This window comes from Enterococcus sp. DIV1420a (assembly GCF_051712165.1).
GTDB classification, from domain to species: Bacteria; Bacillota; Bacilli; order Lactobacillales; family Enterococcaceae; genus Enterococcus; species Enterococcus faecalis.
In genome coordinates, this window is the sequence record NZ_JBIOOI010000002.1 from 111,930 (window position 1) to 126,470 (window position 14,541).

General features: G+C 37.1%; 20 protein-coding genes. All 20 read left to right on the top strand.

The window, feature by feature from the left end; genetic code table 11:
* Positions 1 to 70 precede the first annotated feature (70 nt).
* The 20 genes from IGI80_RS11595 to IGI80_RS11690 all read left to right on the top strand — a co-directional run bounded on the left by IGI80_RS11595 (position 71) and on the right by IGI80_RS11690 (position 14,539).
* Positions 71 to 694 (top strand): capsid assembly scaffolding protein Gp46 family protein, encoded by a 624-nt coding sequence (locus IGI80_RS11595; protein ID WP_438723568.1) that lies wholly within the window; start codon positions 71 to 73, stop codon positions 692 to 694.
* Between the two features lie 13 nt (positions 695 to 707).
* Positions 708 to 1,610 (top strand): SU10 major capsid protein, encoded by a 903-nt coding sequence (locus IGI80_RS11600; RefSeq protein ID WP_438723570.1) that lies wholly within the window; start codon positions 708 to 710, stop codon positions 1,608 to 1,610.
* Between the two features lie 23 nt (positions 1,611 to 1,633).
* Positions 1,634 to 1,870: a hypothetical protein gene (locus IGI80_RS11605; protein WP_438723572.1), complete on the top strand. Its 237-nt coding sequence runs from the start codon at positions 1,634 to 1,636 to the stop codon at positions 1,868 to 1,870.
* A gap of 8 nt (positions 1,871 to 1,878) precedes the next feature.
* The gene (locus tag IGI80_RS11610; RefSeq protein ID WP_438723574.1) at positions 1,879 to 2,223 is read left to right on the top strand and encodes a hypothetical protein; all 345 of its coding nucleotides are present in this window, start codon (positions 1,879 to 1,881) and stop codon (positions 2,221 to 2,223) included.
* On the top strand, positions 2,220 to 2,597 hold the full coding sequence (locus tag IGI80_RS11615; protein WP_438723576.1) for a hypothetical protein: 378 nt from the start codon (positions 2,220 to 2,222) through the stop codon (positions 2,595 to 2,597). Before IGI80_RS11610 ends, IGI80_RS11615 begins: the two co-directional genes overlap by 4 nt.
* Positions 2,590 to 2,988 (top strand): HK97 gp10 family phage protein, encoded by a 399-nt coding sequence (locus IGI80_RS11620; RefSeq protein ID WP_438723578.1) that lies wholly within the window; start codon positions 2,590 to 2,592, stop codon positions 2,986 to 2,988. Before IGI80_RS11615 ends, IGI80_RS11620 begins: the two co-directional genes overlap by 8 nt.
* 3 nt (positions 2,989 to 2,991) lie before the next feature.
* The gene (locus IGI80_RS11625) at positions 2,992 to 3,366 is read left to right on the top strand and encodes a phage tail terminator family protein (protein WP_438723580.1); all 375 of its coding nucleotides are present in this window, start codon (positions 2,992 to 2,994) and stop codon (positions 3,364 to 3,366) included.
* The gene (locus IGI80_RS11630) at positions 3,367 to 3,969 is read left to right on the top strand and encodes a major tail protein (RefSeq protein ID WP_438723582.1); all 603 of its coding nucleotides are present in this window, start codon (positions 3,367 to 3,369) and stop codon (positions 3,967 to 3,969) included.
* 197 nt (positions 3,970 to 4,166) lie between these two features.
* Entirely contained in the window at positions 4,167 to 4,520 is a 354-nt protein-coding gene (gene gpG / locus IGI80_RS11635; RefSeq protein WP_438723584.1) for a phage tail assembly chaperone G, read from the top strand.
* 247 nt (positions 4,521 to 4,767) lie between these two features.
* Complete coding sequence (locus IGI80_RS11640) at positions 4,768 to 7,665, top strand: phage tail protein (protein ID WP_438724248.1); 2,898 nt, start codon at positions 4,768 to 4,770, stop codon at positions 7,663 to 7,665.
* A complete protein-coding gene (locus IGI80_RS11645) occupies positions 7,655 to 8,389 on the top strand; it encodes a phage tail protein (RefSeq protein WP_438723586.1) in 735 nt (244 codons plus the stop codon). Before IGI80_RS11640 ends, IGI80_RS11645 begins: the two co-directional genes overlap by 11 nt.
* Entirely contained in the window at positions 8,371 to 11,175 is a 2,805-nt protein-coding gene (locus tag IGI80_RS11650) for a phage tail spike protein (protein WP_438723588.1), read from the top strand. The genes IGI80_RS11645 and IGI80_RS11650 overlap by 19 nt, the downstream gene beginning before the upstream one ends.
* A gap of 18 nt (positions 11,176 to 11,193) precedes the next feature.
* Positions 11,194 to 12,072 carry a phage baseplate upper protein gene (locus IGI80_RS11655; RefSeq protein ID WP_438723590.1) on the top strand — a complete coding sequence of 293 codons (879 nt, stop codon included), beginning with the start codon at positions 11,194 to 11,196 and terminating at the stop codon, positions 12,070 to 12,072.
* On the top strand, positions 12,065 to 12,391 hold the full coding sequence (locus tag IGI80_RS11660; RefSeq protein ID WP_438723592.1) for a hypothetical protein: 327 nt from the start codon (positions 12,065 to 12,067) through the stop codon (positions 12,389 to 12,391). Before IGI80_RS11655 ends, IGI80_RS11660 begins: the two co-directional genes overlap by 8 nt.
* Before the next feature lies 1 nt (position 12,392).
* Entirely contained in the window at positions 12,393 to 12,662 is a 270-nt protein-coding gene (locus tag IGI80_RS11665; RefSeq protein WP_438723594.1) for a hypothetical protein, read from the top strand.
* A complete protein-coding gene (locus IGI80_RS11670) occupies positions 12,662 to 13,366 on the top strand; it encodes a pyocin knob domain-containing protein (protein WP_438723596.1) in 705 nt (234 codons plus the stop codon). Before IGI80_RS11665 ends, IGI80_RS11670 begins: the two co-directional genes overlap by 1 nt.
* Before the next feature lie 11 nt (positions 13,367 to 13,377).
* On the top strand, positions 13,378 to 13,692 hold the full coding sequence (locus IGI80_RS11675; RefSeq protein ID WP_438723598.1) for a hypothetical protein: 315 nt from the start codon (positions 13,378 to 13,380) through the stop codon (positions 13,690 to 13,692).
* Positions 13,689 to 13,802: a CD1375 family protein gene (locus IGI80_RS11680; protein ID WP_438723600.1), complete on the top strand. Its 114-nt coding sequence runs from the start codon at positions 13,689 to 13,691 to the stop codon at positions 13,800 to 13,802. Before IGI80_RS11675 ends, IGI80_RS11680 begins: the two co-directional genes overlap by 4 nt.
* A gap of 43 nt (positions 13,803 to 13,845) precedes the next feature.
* A complete protein-coding gene (locus IGI80_RS11685; protein WP_438724249.1) occupies positions 13,846 to 13,965 on the top strand; it encodes a CD1375 family protein in 120 nt (39 codons plus the stop codon).
* 55 nt (positions 13,966 to 14,020) lie between these two features.
* Positions 14,021 to 14,539 (top strand): phage holin family protein, encoded by a 519-nt coding sequence (locus IGI80_RS11690; protein ID WP_438723602.1) that lies wholly within the window; start codon positions 14,021 to 14,023, stop codon positions 14,537 to 14,539.
* Positions 14,540 to 14,541: the final 2 nt, after the last annotated feature.

A 14,541-nucleotide genomic window follows, 5' to 3' on the forward strand; every position in this document is an offset into this window, starting at 1 on the left:
CGGGGCGCAATAAATAATCTAAAGCAATGCGAGGCGTGCAAACGAATCGTGGGGCGAAAGGAGAAACAAAATGAAAACAACAAAATTATTACCGATGAATTTGCAGATGTTTGCTGATGGTGGGGAAACCGAACCAGAATTCACCATTGATGATTTTAAGACTTTTATTGAATCGAATGAAGATGCACAGAAATTCATTCAATCTCAATCACAAAGTGCTGCAGATAAACAGTTAGAAGCGTGGAAACAGAATAACCTTGATAAGCTAAAACAGGAAGCTGTGAAGCAATATGAAGAAGCCAAGAAGAATAAAACTCCTGAGCAGTTAGAACTTGAAAAATTAAAAGCGGAGTTTGAAGCAGAGAAAGCTAAAAGCCGTTCAAATGAAAATAAAGCTTTTGTTGCTGAACAAATCGCAGGTTTAGAGCTTGATAAAGAATTGAAAGATTCAATTTCCCAATTCATGTTGAACACTTTAGTCAGCGATAACACGGAATTCACTCAGAAGGCTGTAGAGTCATTCACAGGCGTTTTAAGTACCATTAATGAAAAGCATGCTGAAGCAATTAAAAACATGGAAATGACAAATGCATTCGGTAATAAACAGCAACAAACAGATACGGGTAATCAATCAAAACAAACTATTGAAAATCCCAAAGAAGCATTAGGTCAAAAATTACAAGCATTTAACTAGGAGGAAATTACAAATGAAAAAAACTACACTTAATAACCTTGAATATTTAGATATTTCACAAGAGATTAATGCCTTACAACGTCCATCAACACCGTTTCTAAGCTGGCTATTAGGCGCTGGTAAAACTAATCCAACAACTTCTACGGAGATCAAATGGCGCGAATCAGAACTTGATGGAGAAGATTCATCTGCGCAATTAGAAGGTGGAGAATACAAAGATGCTGAATCGGGTCGTAAATGGTTCAACAACTACACTGAAATTTTCCGAAAATCTACGTCTATTTCAGGTACGTTAGATGCGATCAACGTTAACGGTGTAGGTAGTGAATTAGCCAATCAAGTTTCACAACGTGCATTAGAAATGAAGTTAGATTTAAACAAAAAACTATTGACTGGTGTAAAAGCCGATGAAAATGGTACTAAAGGCCGTCAAATGGCGGGAGTGATTAACTTAATTAACTCCGATAACTTAGTTAAAACAGCTGCGGCTGATGCAGTGACACGTAAAGATATAGATAAAATGTTTAAAACTATGTTTGATAAAGGCTATGCAGGTGAAAAATTATGCTTAGTATCTACTGATATGGTTGATTTAATGACCGATGAAGTTGATAAAGCGGGTACTAAAGTGTTTAACTTTGGGGATCAAGTCGCTTTTGGATTGCAACTGGGAAAAATTGTTTCAAATTATGGAGCAGGTACAGCTTTAATCGAGCCAGCGTTGCCAAGTGGAACAATGATCGCTTTAGATACAAATTATGTAGAGTTGCGCCCTTTACGTGAATGGAGAGCAGAGGAATTGGCTAAAACAACTGATTCAAAACGTATCGGTTTAGTCGGAGAATATACCATTGAATACAATGCTTCAAATTCAGGAGCAATTTTAAATCTTAAAGCCTCAGTATCAGGTGAATAATTAAACAACAAAGGAGAATAGATATGGTTAAAAAATCAGAAGTCAAAGAAGAAGTAATCGAAGAGACAAAAGAAGTAGCTGAAGAAGTAACACCTGAAACAAAAACATTCAAAGTTTTAAAAAATAAAAATTTCGTGGGTTTTGTTCATCCTGAAACACGTAAATTTATTACAGCGGTCGACGGAAAAGTCGAAGTGAGCGCTTCTGATAAAAAAGCTATTGCAATTTTAGAAGAAGCTGCAGATTTAGACGAAATTTAGGTGGTCATATGACAGACGAACAAAAACAGGTGATTATAGAAAAAATTGCAAACATGCTACCTAATGTTTCAAAAGAACGTATTTCGTCTGTCTTAGACCTCGTTCTTTTGGAAATTGGTTCATATAATACGTGCAAGATTGAGATTGATTGGAATTTGTTGGCTTCACTTATAATCGAAATTCTATATCAAGCCCTTAAAAGCGAAACGGAACAAGCTGTAACTAGTATCAAACGTGGTGACACATCTATTAATTATGCAACTATGCAGCAAACAGTAGCTTCAATGCTAAATAATTATAGTGCTACCATTAAACGACTAATCGGCTGCGATAGCGGGGTGTTTTTCTATTGAATGAAGCAGATATTTTAGCAATGACCTATCTTGATATATGTGTCATTGAAAGAATGAGTGATGTTGAAAATCCTGAAATAGGCATTACTGAGCAAGGATATTTGCCAATCCATGAAGGAAAATTAAAATGTGCTTTCTCTCAAAACACATTAGGTAGTGTTGGCAATTTGCCAGTAATTGAAAATAAAGGAACGTTTAATATCACCTACGAAGATCAAAAACTATTTTTAAGACCTAATACAGATGTAAAAAAAGCTGATCGAATTACCGTTATTCAAAGTACAGGTCAAAAGCATGTTCTATTTGCAAAGAAGACATTTAACTACCCAAGTCATGTTGAGGTGACATTGATAGGAAGTGCAATCGATGAGTAAAAATGATCTTAGGGTGAAATCAAATGCTGACAAAGTTATTGCGAACTTGAAGAAAATGACACCAATTGCTGAAAAAGAAGGTATTGCGATGGTTAATGATTCGTTAGCGAAGATTTATCAGTTAATTGTGCCTATTACGCCGATTAAAACGGGTGATTTAAGACGCGGATACAGAATCATTAAAGCTAGAAAAACATCAAGTGGTAGAATCGTTGGTGCCTTAATTAACAATGAAAAATATTTCAAATATGTTAATGACGGCCACAGAACGAAGAATGGTGGATTTGTTAAAGGCCGATTCATGTTACAAAAGTCTTATAAATTAGCTCATGCAACTTATATTCCAAAACGGTTTAAACAAATGGCGATTGTCATCGCGAAGAAAGGATAGGGTATGTACGATAAAATTTTAAAAATGCTTACTAACAAAATAAAACAGTTCTCGGATGCACCTATCTATCTTGATGATGTGATGCAATCGTCAGAACCGTTTTATTTTGTTTTAAGCATAGAGGAAAGTATGACTGATAACGTTGGCCAAAACGTTCAGAATAAAGCATATAACGTAGATATTGCGTTAGTTGATAGTAAGAAAAATAAACAATTAGTAACAAGTCTGACAGAAAGCTGTGGGGCTTTTTTTAATGTCTTAAAATTAGATGGAAATGAATTATTTTCAGAAGATTATCAGACATTTAAAACAGACGGAATTCAACATGTGAATTTTAATGTTGCTTTTCCTCAATTAATTGAATGGAGTGAAGAATAGATGACAAATAAGAAAAATGTTCATATCATTTCCGTTGAAACACCTACGTGGTTTCCATTGGTAGATGAATCAGGAAATTTCCCCACTTACGATAAACCAACAACAATCGGGACGGCAGTAAATGTTAAACCTGATGTAAGTACCGAAACGATAACAGACTATGGTGATAGTGTTGCGCAAGATTCAATGGTAGCTTTTGGTGGTGTTGAAATCGGTATGGAAACGAACGGATATGAAAATCAAGTTTTAGCAACAATTACAGGAGCAAAAATATTAAAAGGCGGAGTGTTGCGTTCGGGAGAAGATGTCGCACCAGATGGAGCCTTTGCCTATAGACGCCTAAAATCTAACGGAAAGTATCGCTACACAATTTTTTATAAAGGTAAATTCGCTCTAACTTCGGATGAAACTTCAACTCGTGAAGGAAGTTCGGTTACGTATGCTCATCCAGAATGGACAGGTTCTTTTGTAGATGTTCCCGGCTTAGGATATATGTATTCTGTGGATGAAGACGATGAAAAGGTAGATCGAGAAATGATTAAAAATTGGTTCATTAAAGTAACTGATCCTCGAGATGAAACTACAACTTCTGTAGTGGTGTAACTTTAGATAAAATCGAATGACACTTCGATTACAACAATAACAGTTGTGCAGGAAAAGTTACGGTAGTAGCAGGAACTACAAAAATTGTCGTTACTACTGAAGATGGCAATCATACAGCAGAATGCAGCGTAACAGTTAACGCTTAATAAAATTTAAGGACGGCCAAGTGTCGTCCTACTTATATGGAGGAATTAAAAATGGCAAGTAACTTACAAACAACAATTAAACTTTATGTGAAAGACGACGAAGGAAAATATAAAACTAAACGATTTAAGTCGGCTGAAATGTTACCAGGATCGGTTATGGAAGATGCAACAGAATTGCAAGTAGAGCTAGAAGAAATTGTCAAAACGAACGACATGGAGGAGATTCGGCCTGTTTTACGTAAGTGTTATGACTTTATCGCAAATGTTATTTTTGAAGGTCAATTTACGGGTCAAGAATTTCTTGACGGAATGGATGCACGTGAAATTTTAAAAATTACGGGTCAACTTTTAGGTTCTGTCTCTAGCGGTTATGATGCCGTTTATTCTGACCAGAAAAAAAAGTAACAGATCTCCTTTATCACCCTCATTTTAAATTTAGTCCCCAATACCGAGAAGCAGAGTTGAAAATTGCACTGCTTGAAAATGGTTGGACACTAAACGAAATTGAGAACACAGACTTGAACGAACTTATGAAGCTTTATGCATTTCGAGATGCTGTGAAAGAGTTTGAAGATCGTAAATTCCTTGACGAGCACACAATGTTCTAGAGGGGAGGGGGTACTTATTGAACAATGAAGACTTAGTCTTAAAAATGATACTGGATGAATCAGGCTTTTCCCAAGGATTAAATTCAGCAGTAAAAAAGTTACAAGGTTTTGACGGTGAAGTTGATAGAACTGGACAAAAAGGCGGACGCTCTCTTGGGAACATATGGACGTCGTTCGTTGGTAACTTTTTAGCCAGTGGAGCGTCCAAGATTATTTCTAAAGGCATTGGTTTAATTACTAGTAACATTGATGGGGCTATCAATCGTGTGGATACATTAAATAACGCAAATCGTGTATTTGAAAACATGGGTTTTTCAGTTGGTGAAACTAAAAAGACAATGGAAAACTTAAAGAAGAGTATTCAAGGTTTACCTACACCACTTGACGGCGCTATCAAAGGTGTTCAGTTAATTGCTTCATCAACAAACGACCTAGGAAAATCAGAACAGATTTTCGCGGCTTTAAATAATGGTATTCTCGGTTTTGGTGGTTCTGCCGAAATGGTAGATAACGCTATTATTCAGTTATCACAATCGTTCTCAGATGGGAAAGTAGATGCACAAACATGGCATTCAATGATTAATAGCGGACTAGGCCCAACACTAAATGCTTTAGCAAAACAGATGGGTTTAACCGCCGGTCAGATGAAAAAAGGGCTTTCAGATGGTTCAATTTCAGTTGAAGAGTTTCAAGATTCTTTGATTAAATTGAATAAAGAAGGTGGCGGAGGTCTTAAATCATTAGAACAAATTGCTAAAGACTCTACTGCAGGGATTAAAACTGGTTTAGCTAATATGAAAACAGCGATTGTTCGTGGGGTAGCCAACGTGATTACTAAAATTGACGAAGGCTTAAAAGGAGCTGGCTTTGGAAGCGTAAGTGAAATTATTGCGGATAAAGGAGCAAAAATGGAAGCAGCTTTATCTAAGTTTGCTGAGATGATTCCGCCAATGATCAAAACCGTCAAAGAATTATACGATACCTTAGCACCTTATGCGCCATTGCTTGCTGGTTTAGCAGGTAGTATTGGAACACTTATGCTTGCTAAAAAAGTGAGCACGGCTTTCAAAGTCTGGCGGGAAGCAACGGAAGGATTATCTATTGCGCAAGCGATACTCAACTCAACAATGTTAGCGAATCCCTTTGTTGCAATATTAGCTGCTGTTGTAGGGCTAGTTACAGGCTTTATTTATCTTTGGAAGACAAATGAAGGTTTTAGAGATGCCGTTAAAAGCATTTGGAAAAATATACAAGAGTTTATCTCCAATGCAGCGGATGCAGTTGTTAAAGCTTGGGATTCCACAATGGAATTTTTTAGCAATATGTGGGATGGAACAAAAGAAGCTTTCTCAAATGCCGGAACATGGATGAAAGAAGCACCTGGAAATGCAGCCGACTGGGTTAAAAATAAATGGAATGGCACTAAAGAATTCTTTGGTAGACTTTGGGATTCAACAAAAGAAGGTTCAAAAAACACCTGGGAAAACATCAAGCAGGGTGCTTCTGATAGTGCTAAAAGTGTTGGAGAAAGTTTTAAAAATGGCTTTAATAATGCGAAAGATTGGTTTAAGGGTGTTGGAAAATCAATATCAGATGTTTTCACAACAACATTTGATTTTGTATGGAAATACATCGGACCATATATAACAGGAATCAAAAATGCGTTTAAGATGGTTGTTAACGCTATGAAAGCGAACATTGAAAATGTCAAAATGATCGCTGAAAATGTCGTTACCATTCTAAAAAATGTGCTATTAGCTCCAATTCTTTTCATTACATCAATGATTACTGGTGGATGGGAAGAGGCAAAAGAGAATATGATAGCCGTGTGGAATAATATTACTGAGGCGGCTCAAACCATTTGGTTCGGTATTAAAAATATCTTTTACAATACTGTCACAACTATTTCCTATTCAGTTACTTCTATTTTTAATGGATTGATGTTGACGATTAAAAAGATTTGGATTGATGTGAAGCTATTTTTCACTTTGCTATGGATCGATATAAAATACGGAGCAATCAATAGTTGGATTGAATTTAAGTATTCAGTAATCGAAATATGGAATGATATCAAAGCTAAAGCTGTTGAAATCTGGGAAGGTCTAAAAAATTGGTTCTTTACTACTGTTGAAAACATAAAAAATGGCGTAATTGATGGCTGGAATGCTCTTAAAACAGGAACTGTTGATACATTTAACGCTACTGTTCAATGGGCAAAAGATACCTGGAATAATTTTAAACAATGGATTGTTAATCTTGTGACAGGTATAAAAGATGGTATCATTAACGGTTGGGAAAGCTTGAAACAGGGGACAATCAATATTTTCAACAACTTAGTCCAAGGGGCTAAAAACGCATGGAGTAACCTTAAAAGAAGTGTTAGTGATACGGTTGATAGTGTGAAACGAATTTTTAATGATATGCGTCATATCGACTTATTTGAAATCGGTAAAAATATTATTCAAGGATTAGTTAACGGTATTGGCTCAATGATTGGTGCAGTGGGTAAGAAAATTAAAGAAGTTGCCGGGAATATTAAAGATAAGATCAAAGGGGCTTTAGGGATTCATTCTCCATCACGCTGGATGCGCGACATGATTGGTAAAAATATTGTGTTAGGTGTTGTAGCTGGCATTGACCAAGAAAAAGGAACTTTGGATAGATCAGTTAAAAACATGACTGATTTACCAACAGAGTTACCCAATTTTTCTATTAGTGGTAGATATAGCAATCAACAAGGAGTACCAACAGAAAGCTTAGCTAAAAATAGTGGTAAGACAACGACTAATGTTGGTGGTGATACCTTCAATATTCACTTACAAGCAATGGGTGACTTAGATGAAAAGCAACTAATGAGTATCGCGCAAAAACTTGTTAAATATATTCAAGTTGTTAAAAATAGAGATAGTGCTGCAGTAGGGGGTGCTTTTGGTGGAATTTAGAAGAGGCCAGTTTTTCATTAATGGAAAACATAGTTCGGAATTCAATGTTTTCATGCGAGAAAGGCCAGAGCGCCTTTCTGCTGGTCGAGTGGTTGAGTTAAGAGAAAGAATGGGCAATGATTCCATCGCTGTTGATTTTGCCTATTACAAGAACGTAGAACGAACAATTTCTTGTTATGCAAAAGCAAGAAGTTTACAAGAAGTTGCTTTCTTAGAAGATGAAATATCTTTTTGGCTCGACATGGGCAATTACTCGGACTTTATCGTCTATTTTGATGAACATTATATTTATCAAGCCATTGTGACTAGTCCGCCTAAATTCACGGGAACAAGAAAAAATGGAATTTTAATTCCTTTTGAATTTACTGTAAGTATCCGACCTTTTAAGAAAAATCGTATTGGCCAATATTGGATAAGTAATCCTAATCAGTTAATCAATACAGAAAAATATCCTTCAGAACCCATTATTCAGATTTTGGGGTCTGGGGATATTTCTCTTTTTATTAATAATCAGGAATACGCATTAAAAGCGATTGCTGGAGAAATCATTATTGATTCAGAAAAACAAGAAGCTTACAGAAAATCAGATAGTGCTTTTGAAATATTGGATCATAAAACACTTTTCAAAGATTACCCAATTTTAAAAAGTGGAGAAAATAATTTTCGCTGGACTGGAAAAGTAACAGAGTTTAAGGTTCAGCCTAATTGGAGGCGAAAGGTTTGATTCCAGTTATTTTTAAACCTGGAGAAAAAGATTTTACAACCAACGGCTTAGGACGTCTTATTGATGCGACACGTTGCGAAATCACAGAAGAAGTAAATGGAAAATATGAACTAGAAATGGATTATCCAGCGATTAGCCGTTTTAGTGATTATTTTGAAAATGGCTATCAAATTAAAGCCAAGCCCAATGATTTAGAAGAATATCACATTTTCGAGATCAAACAAACGTTTAAAGATACGTTTACTAATAGCATCGTCATTTATGCTCAATCGCGTACTTACAAATTAGGAAACAGGCAAGTAAGACTAGTGACTGTTGATAATCGTAATGGTGCAGAAGCAATGAAATTAATCGAACAGAACATGGATGAACCTTGTGATATCAAACTACATTCTGACATAAACACAGCTTCTAGCACTATCTTTGAAGCCAGAAATGTACTTAATTGTATTGCAGGGGAACAAGGTTCTTTGCTTCAATACTGGGGCGGAGAAATCAAACGGGAACCTTTTAAATTATCTTTGCTAAGACGTAGAGGAAGAGATAACGTTGGTACGGTTCGGTACGGTAAAGACCTAAAGGGATTAACCATCAAATTTGATTGGCAATCAATTGTTACTAAAGTTTTACCATTTGCAGAACTTCAAAGCGGATCGGATGGTACGTCTCAACGGATTTATGGTAATGCAGTTAAAAGTGAGTACATTAATAACTATCCAGATGTTTATGCCCAATATGTCCAATTCACTGAAGATCAAGGGGTCAAAGATTTAGCTAGCTTAAATAAAGTGGCAGAAAAATATTTTACTACACTATATCCCGGAAGTGATAAGCCTAAAGTTTCTATTGAATTAGAAATTGAGAAACTCACAGATTCCGAAGAAGCAAAAGAATTTGCGAAAATGCGAAACTATAATTTATTCGATACGTTCACTGTGTATCATAAGCTTTATGATATTGACATTCAAACGAAAGTTACAGGAATTGTCTATGATGCTTTAGCAGAAAAAACAATAAAAATCACTGCGGGAGATATCCAAGTTGCTTTTTATAAACAGCAAAGTCAAGATTTTCAAGAATTTATTAAAACGTTGACTAAGAAAGATTATATGAGTGATTTCATTGATTACATTACCGATTTAATTAATGGGGTTAGGGGTGGTAGCATTCTTCAATATCCTAAAAATAGGCCGCATACGCTTTATTTTATGGATACAGATTCCACAGATACTGCAAAGAATGTTATCGCAATTAATAATCAAGGTATCGGCTTTTCAACTACAGGATGGAAAGGACCGTTTAGAAATGCTTGGACTATTGATGGAATTTTAAATGCTGACTTTCTTCAAGCAGGTAAAATGCGAGGGGATATTTTCGAAACGTCATTCAATGCATATGGAGACATTTTACGTTTAGTTAATGGCGTTTTACAAGCTTGGAATGGTAAGACAAAAATTATGGAACTAACCAAAAAAGGGATGGAGTTTTGGGATGGCGATAGTCATGTTGGCACCATGGGGACAAAAGGCAATCCTTTCCCTGAATTACACGATGTTAATGGGAATCCAGTAGTTACAGATGGTAAAGCATTATTGCTAGTTGGTGATAGTTCCTATAATACCATCGGATTATCTAACGAAAAAAGTACCGGCCTTGTTTTATCAGGTAAAAATCAGTTTCATTTGGGCAATCATTTTTATTTTATTGGTAAAGAGGGTAACCCTTCTACGATACATGCCGATAAAATAATTTTAAAAGGCCAAGAACTTATCCCTGGCCAAAATGGTGGTGGCGGTTCTGGAGCTGGCACAGGTGGTTATCCGTCAGAAGTTACAAATGATGCGGATAAATTTGCTTGGGACTTATGGAGTTATCTATTAGCCAACGGCTATAGTAAAGCAGCGGCGGCAGGTATTCTCGGCAATGTACAAGGAGAAGTTGGCTCAAGTATGAATCCCGACACCGAACAAATAGGCGGTCCAGCTTACGGGTGGGTTCAATGGGACGGATCAGCGTATCCATTGGTAGGTACACCAACTTGGAACGGTAGAGAATACGTACAACGTTTAATTGCCGCGGCAGGTATCAAACAAGACTACCGAACTTCATTATCGCAAGCACAATTAATTAACTGGTGTATGTTTAATGGACAATGGTTAGGCCAAGTTAGTCCATTAACCGTGAATGAATATAAAGTAGTTAGTTCACCTAAAACAGCCGCTTATGCTTTTGAATTAAATTTTGAGCGTCCAGCTACTGCACACCCAGAAAGACAAACGTACGCCCAAACATGGTACGATAAATTCAAAGATTTAACCGCTTCAACCGCTACAGGGAAAGCTGGGATTGCCCACTTGGAACAATTGATAGGGCAACCATTAGGGAACCAGGAGTGTTACGCTGTTCCCGCTGAATATTCAGGCTTTTTAGGTGGTTGCGGTTTAGGTGCAGGAACCATCTACGGATTTTCACACATAATTGGTGATACGTCAGCGGCGGCTGATATTGGTGAAGCTTATGATTGGAACGCGATAGGCTGGAAAGTAATTCAAAATCCAACGTATCAAGAGTTAGTTGTAGGTGCCATTGCGAATATAAAACGTAATGGCCGTTGGGGGAATTGGTTAGCTGATCCAAACTATGGACATACCGTGGTGATTTATGGTTTAGATAATGGGCGTATTCAATGTATAGAACAGAACGCTGAACAAGGGAAAATTGTCACCAAATACGATCGTCTTTATTTTGACGGTTCTATCCAATCAATTGTTATACCACCAAAATAACGAAAGGAGGCTTTTTTTATGGTTAAATGGCATGCAACGCTAAGCACTACCGAGCACAATTATGTTGGCATTATTAATGTTCGGCAAGGAAACAAGAATACCGAAGTTTTAGAAGCGATACTAATTGAAAATGCTTTGCCGTTAGATTTAACTAATTGCAAGGTTTTTTTTGAATCCTTAATAGGGAATAAATATCCAATTCAACGTCCAGCTAAAATTGTGGATGCCCAAAAAGGGATTATTCAGTATATTTTCGACGAGTATTCTATGCAGTCGTTACACAGACAAGAAGCTTATTTTAGTATTTACAAAGGCGACAATTTAATCGGTTCAACGCAGAATTTCTCTTATTTCGTGGTGAATACCGCTTCGAAAACAGAAGGTGAAATGGGTCCCTATTGGCAATCAATTGAAGACTTAATAGCAGATATGACCGTTTTTATCAAAGAAAACAAGGGTGATTTTACTGATTGGATGAATGCTAGAAAAAAAGAATTCGAAGCATGGCGAGATGCGCAAAAAAACGATTTCACTTCATGGTTTGAAACAGTTAAAGAGATTCTGAAAACTATTGATCCCGGTGGTACGATGTTAGCCGAGCTAATGGATGCACGGGTAGATATTCAAGGAGTGCGCCACAATTCAATTTCTGAACGCTTATTGACGGATATGGAATATTTGTATCAGAAATTAGAGAAACGCTTATATACGTTAGAATATGGCGAAATAAGCGATGTTGTTCTTTTACAAGATGATGCTTTTTCGTTGAATCATGAAACAGAAATAGTTGGAACGGTTGACGCTGCTATTACTGATGGCGCATTGGTTATTGCAACGATTGATGATCCCAAACAAAACACTTATATGTTTGAAAAAGTGGGTGAAATAAGTGGTTAAAGTAAAACGAATGATGGAAACCGATGAAAATGGCGTGAAACGTCAGTGTTATCCGATTACAGACGTATCTGCTGTTCGAGGATTAGAAAAAATTATTGCGGGTCAATCAAACGTAGTATCTGTTAATAACAAGACGGGACCAGTAATCATTACTAAAGAAGATTTAGGGCTATCCACAGATGGTGTTTTGATTTCTAAAGAAGAATACGAAATACTAAAGCAAATTATAGCGGATTATGAGGCGGGAAAATTAAATGATAGGGGTGCTGAAAGTGACACGCCCACGCATATAACTGTTGAGAAAGTAGGGGAAATATAAAATGACAGATATTGTTAAAGTTAAGCAAGGTGTGGATCAAGTGTATCCACAAACCCATTGGGAAGCAGTAGAAGGAAAACCGACGCTATTGAAAGGGGATCCTGGAGATCAGGGAGTACCAGGTCCACAAGGACCGAAGGGTGATCCCGGACAAAATGCGACTACCACTCTAGTTGCCACATCGACGAGCAAAGGATTGATGGCTGCCGCAGATAAAGTTAAGTTAGATGCATTACCAGCTATTACCTTTGAGAAAGTGGGTGAAGTATAATGGTTGATATCGTTCAGTTAAAAGAAAAAGGCGTAGCAAAGTATCTTAAAACACATACTGCCGCTATTGAGGGATTAGAGGATTACCTAAAAAATGAAACATTAGTGGCGAAAAAAGAGCGAATTACCACCCAGGATTGGAATACAATTAAAGAGCCAGGAATGTATGCCGTTGTTAGCGCAACGGGGCTTAATCGAGCACCGGGAGCTGTTAGTGGCAATCTGCTGGTACAACAAGCAGGAGGCATGGGATCGTTGGCCCAGTTCTTCATAGGCAATGAACAGTTAAATACCCGACGATTTGATGGTGTAAACTGGTTAGCTTGGCAAACAGTCGCGCTTGAGCCACAACAAACCCCATTATGGACAGGTGCCTGGTATGGTGGTCCGACAAGCATCACTTTATCTAAGGCGTTATCAAAATGCCGCAGGGGAATTATTTTACAGTGGCAAGAATATAGCGCAACAGGCACAGTACAAAATACACAATATAGTTTTACGTACATTCCTAAGCAACACCTTACTAATGGTGGTGCACGGGGAACCAACTGTTACGTTGGAGGATACGGAAGTAAAGAAATTTATGGGAAATATCTTTATATTAATGACACTACCATTACTGGTAATGATGTAAATGCGCCGGCTACAGTTGCGACAGGTGTTGGAATTAAAAAATATGTTTTAGTTAAAATATGGGAAGTTTAGGAGGCGATCGAATGAAAATATGGATTGAAAACAAAGTAGGTTATTTAGCTGGCTATTCATTAATGGAGCAGCCGGACCAAGTAAAATTAGAAATAGAACAAGAGCCGCTAGACTTTCCTAATTGGCGTTTTGACGGTCAAACACTCATTCATGATCCGGATAATGTGCCAGCACCTGAACCAGCACCACCAACTAAATTAGAATTGTTAGAAGCGGAAAACAAAGCATTGAAAGCCGAGATCACTGAGACTAGGCAAGAAACAACGGACGCACAGTTAGCAATCGCTGAACTATATGAAATGATAGCGGGAGGTACTACAGAATGATAAAAATATATGTCGCCTTAATTGAAAAAGGAGAGAAAACACTTGATGATGTCCCGAAAAAATTACAAAAACAAGTACAAGCAATCTTGGATGCAAAAGCTGCCGACTAAGATTGTTTTTTATTTATTGCGGAAGGAGGTGGCTGAAGTGGCTATGATTTACGCAACGTTGATCATTAAAGGGAAACGTAAAATCGAAAATGTACCTAAAGTACTTCGTCAACAAGTGATCGATATTTTAATCGACTTAGATTTACCAGAATTAACGAAATAAAAAATAGCGACTGGTGGGACAACCTACCGGTCGCTTATTTAGTTGGAGGAAACCAATGAATAATGTATTAGTAATGTTGCTTCAGCAATGGACCAAAATGGTAACGGATAAAAGTTGGCTGATAGGCGCAGCAACCGGGGGAATTTCTTTCGCCATACCTGGTTGGGTGACAGGGAAAGAGCTGCGCTTAGAGCATGTGATTTTATTAGGTATTTTAATGGCTTTATTTGTGATTGAGTGGTTAGTTGGTGGCCGACTGGCCAAAAAATCTACGCAAAAGAGAAAAAATAGCACGACTATGATTGATTCTGCGATTCGTGATTTTATCATTTTATTGTGTTGTTTTATCGCGTATGGTTTTGATTATTTACTAGGTACAGGGGCGTTAATTTTCACTGTATTTACCGGCGCGTTTATCTATCATAATTTTTATAGCCTAATGGCTAATATCGTGGTCTTAGGTTGGGGTGATTTTTTTCCAATGTGGTTATTTAAATGGTTAGAAGATGAAATTGAAGCAAAGAAAGATAAATATTTTCCGGAGAAACAAAACAATGATAAAGGGGAGAAGTAGAA

What these genes read in the sequence shown, in the direction of transcription:
- IGI80_RS11685 (WP_438724249.1), top strand. Translation starts at nt 13,846, where the DNA reads ATGATTTACGCAACGTTGATCATTAAAGGGAAACGTAAAATCGAAAAT.
- IGI80_RS11605 (WP_438723572.1), top strand. Translation starts at nt 1,634, where the DNA reads ATGGTTAAAAAATCAGAAGTCAAAGAAGAAGTAATCGAAGAGACAAAA.
- IGI80_RS11630 (WP_438723582.1), top strand. Translation starts at nt 3,367, where the DNA reads ATGACAAATAAGAAAAATGTTCATATCATTTCCGTTGAAACACCTACG.
- IGI80_RS11665 (WP_438723594.1), top strand. Translation starts at nt 12,393, where the DNA reads ATGACAGATATTGTTAAAGTTAAGCAAGGTGTGGATCAAGTGTATCCA.
- IGI80_RS11640 (WP_438724248.1), top strand. Translation starts at nt 4,768, where the DNA reads ATGATACTGGATGAATCAGGCTTTTCCCAAGGATTAAATTCAGCAGTA.
- IGI80_RS11600 (WP_438723570.1), top strand. Translation starts at nt 708, where the DNA reads ATGAAAAAAACTACACTTAATAACCTTGAATATTTAGATATTTCACAA.
- IGI80_RS11675 (WP_438723598.1), top strand. Translation starts at nt 13,378, where the DNA reads ATGAAAATATGGATTGAAAACAAAGTAGGTTATTTAGCTGGCTATTCA.
- IGI80_RS11610 (WP_438723574.1), top strand. Translation starts at nt 1,879, where the DNA reads ATGACAGACGAACAAAAACAGGTGATTATAGAAAAAATTGCAAACATG.
- IGI80_RS11620 (WP_438723578.1), top strand. Translation starts at nt 2,590, where the DNA reads ATGAGTAAAAATGATCTTAGGGTGAAATCAAATGCTGACAAAGTTATT.
- IGI80_RS11680 (WP_438723600.1), top strand. Translation starts at nt 13,689, where the DNA reads ATGATAAAAATATATGTCGCCTTAATTGAAAAAGGAGAGAAAACACTT.
- IGI80_RS11595 (WP_438723568.1), top strand. Translation starts at nt 71, where the DNA reads ATGAAAACAACAAAATTATTACCGATGAATTTGCAGATGTTTGCTGAT.
- IGI80_RS11655 (WP_438723590.1), top strand. Translation starts at nt 11,194, where the DNA reads ATGGTTAAATGGCATGCAACGCTAAGCACTACCGAGCACAATTATGTT.
- IGI80_RS11690 (WP_438723602.1), top strand. Translation starts at nt 14,021, where the DNA reads ATGAATAATGTATTAGTAATGTTGCTTCAGCAATGGACCAAAATGGTA.
- IGI80_RS11625 (WP_438723580.1), top strand. Translation starts at nt 2,992, where the DNA reads ATGTACGATAAAATTTTAAAAATGCTTACTAACAAAATAAAACAGTTC.
- IGI80_RS11670 (WP_438723596.1), top strand. Translation starts at nt 12,662, where the DNA reads ATGGTTGATATCGTTCAGTTAAAAGAAAAAGGCGTAGCAAAGTATCTT.
- gpG (WP_438723584.1), top strand. Translation starts at nt 4,167, where the DNA reads ATGGCAAGTAACTTACAAACAACAATTAAACTTTATGTGAAAGACGAC.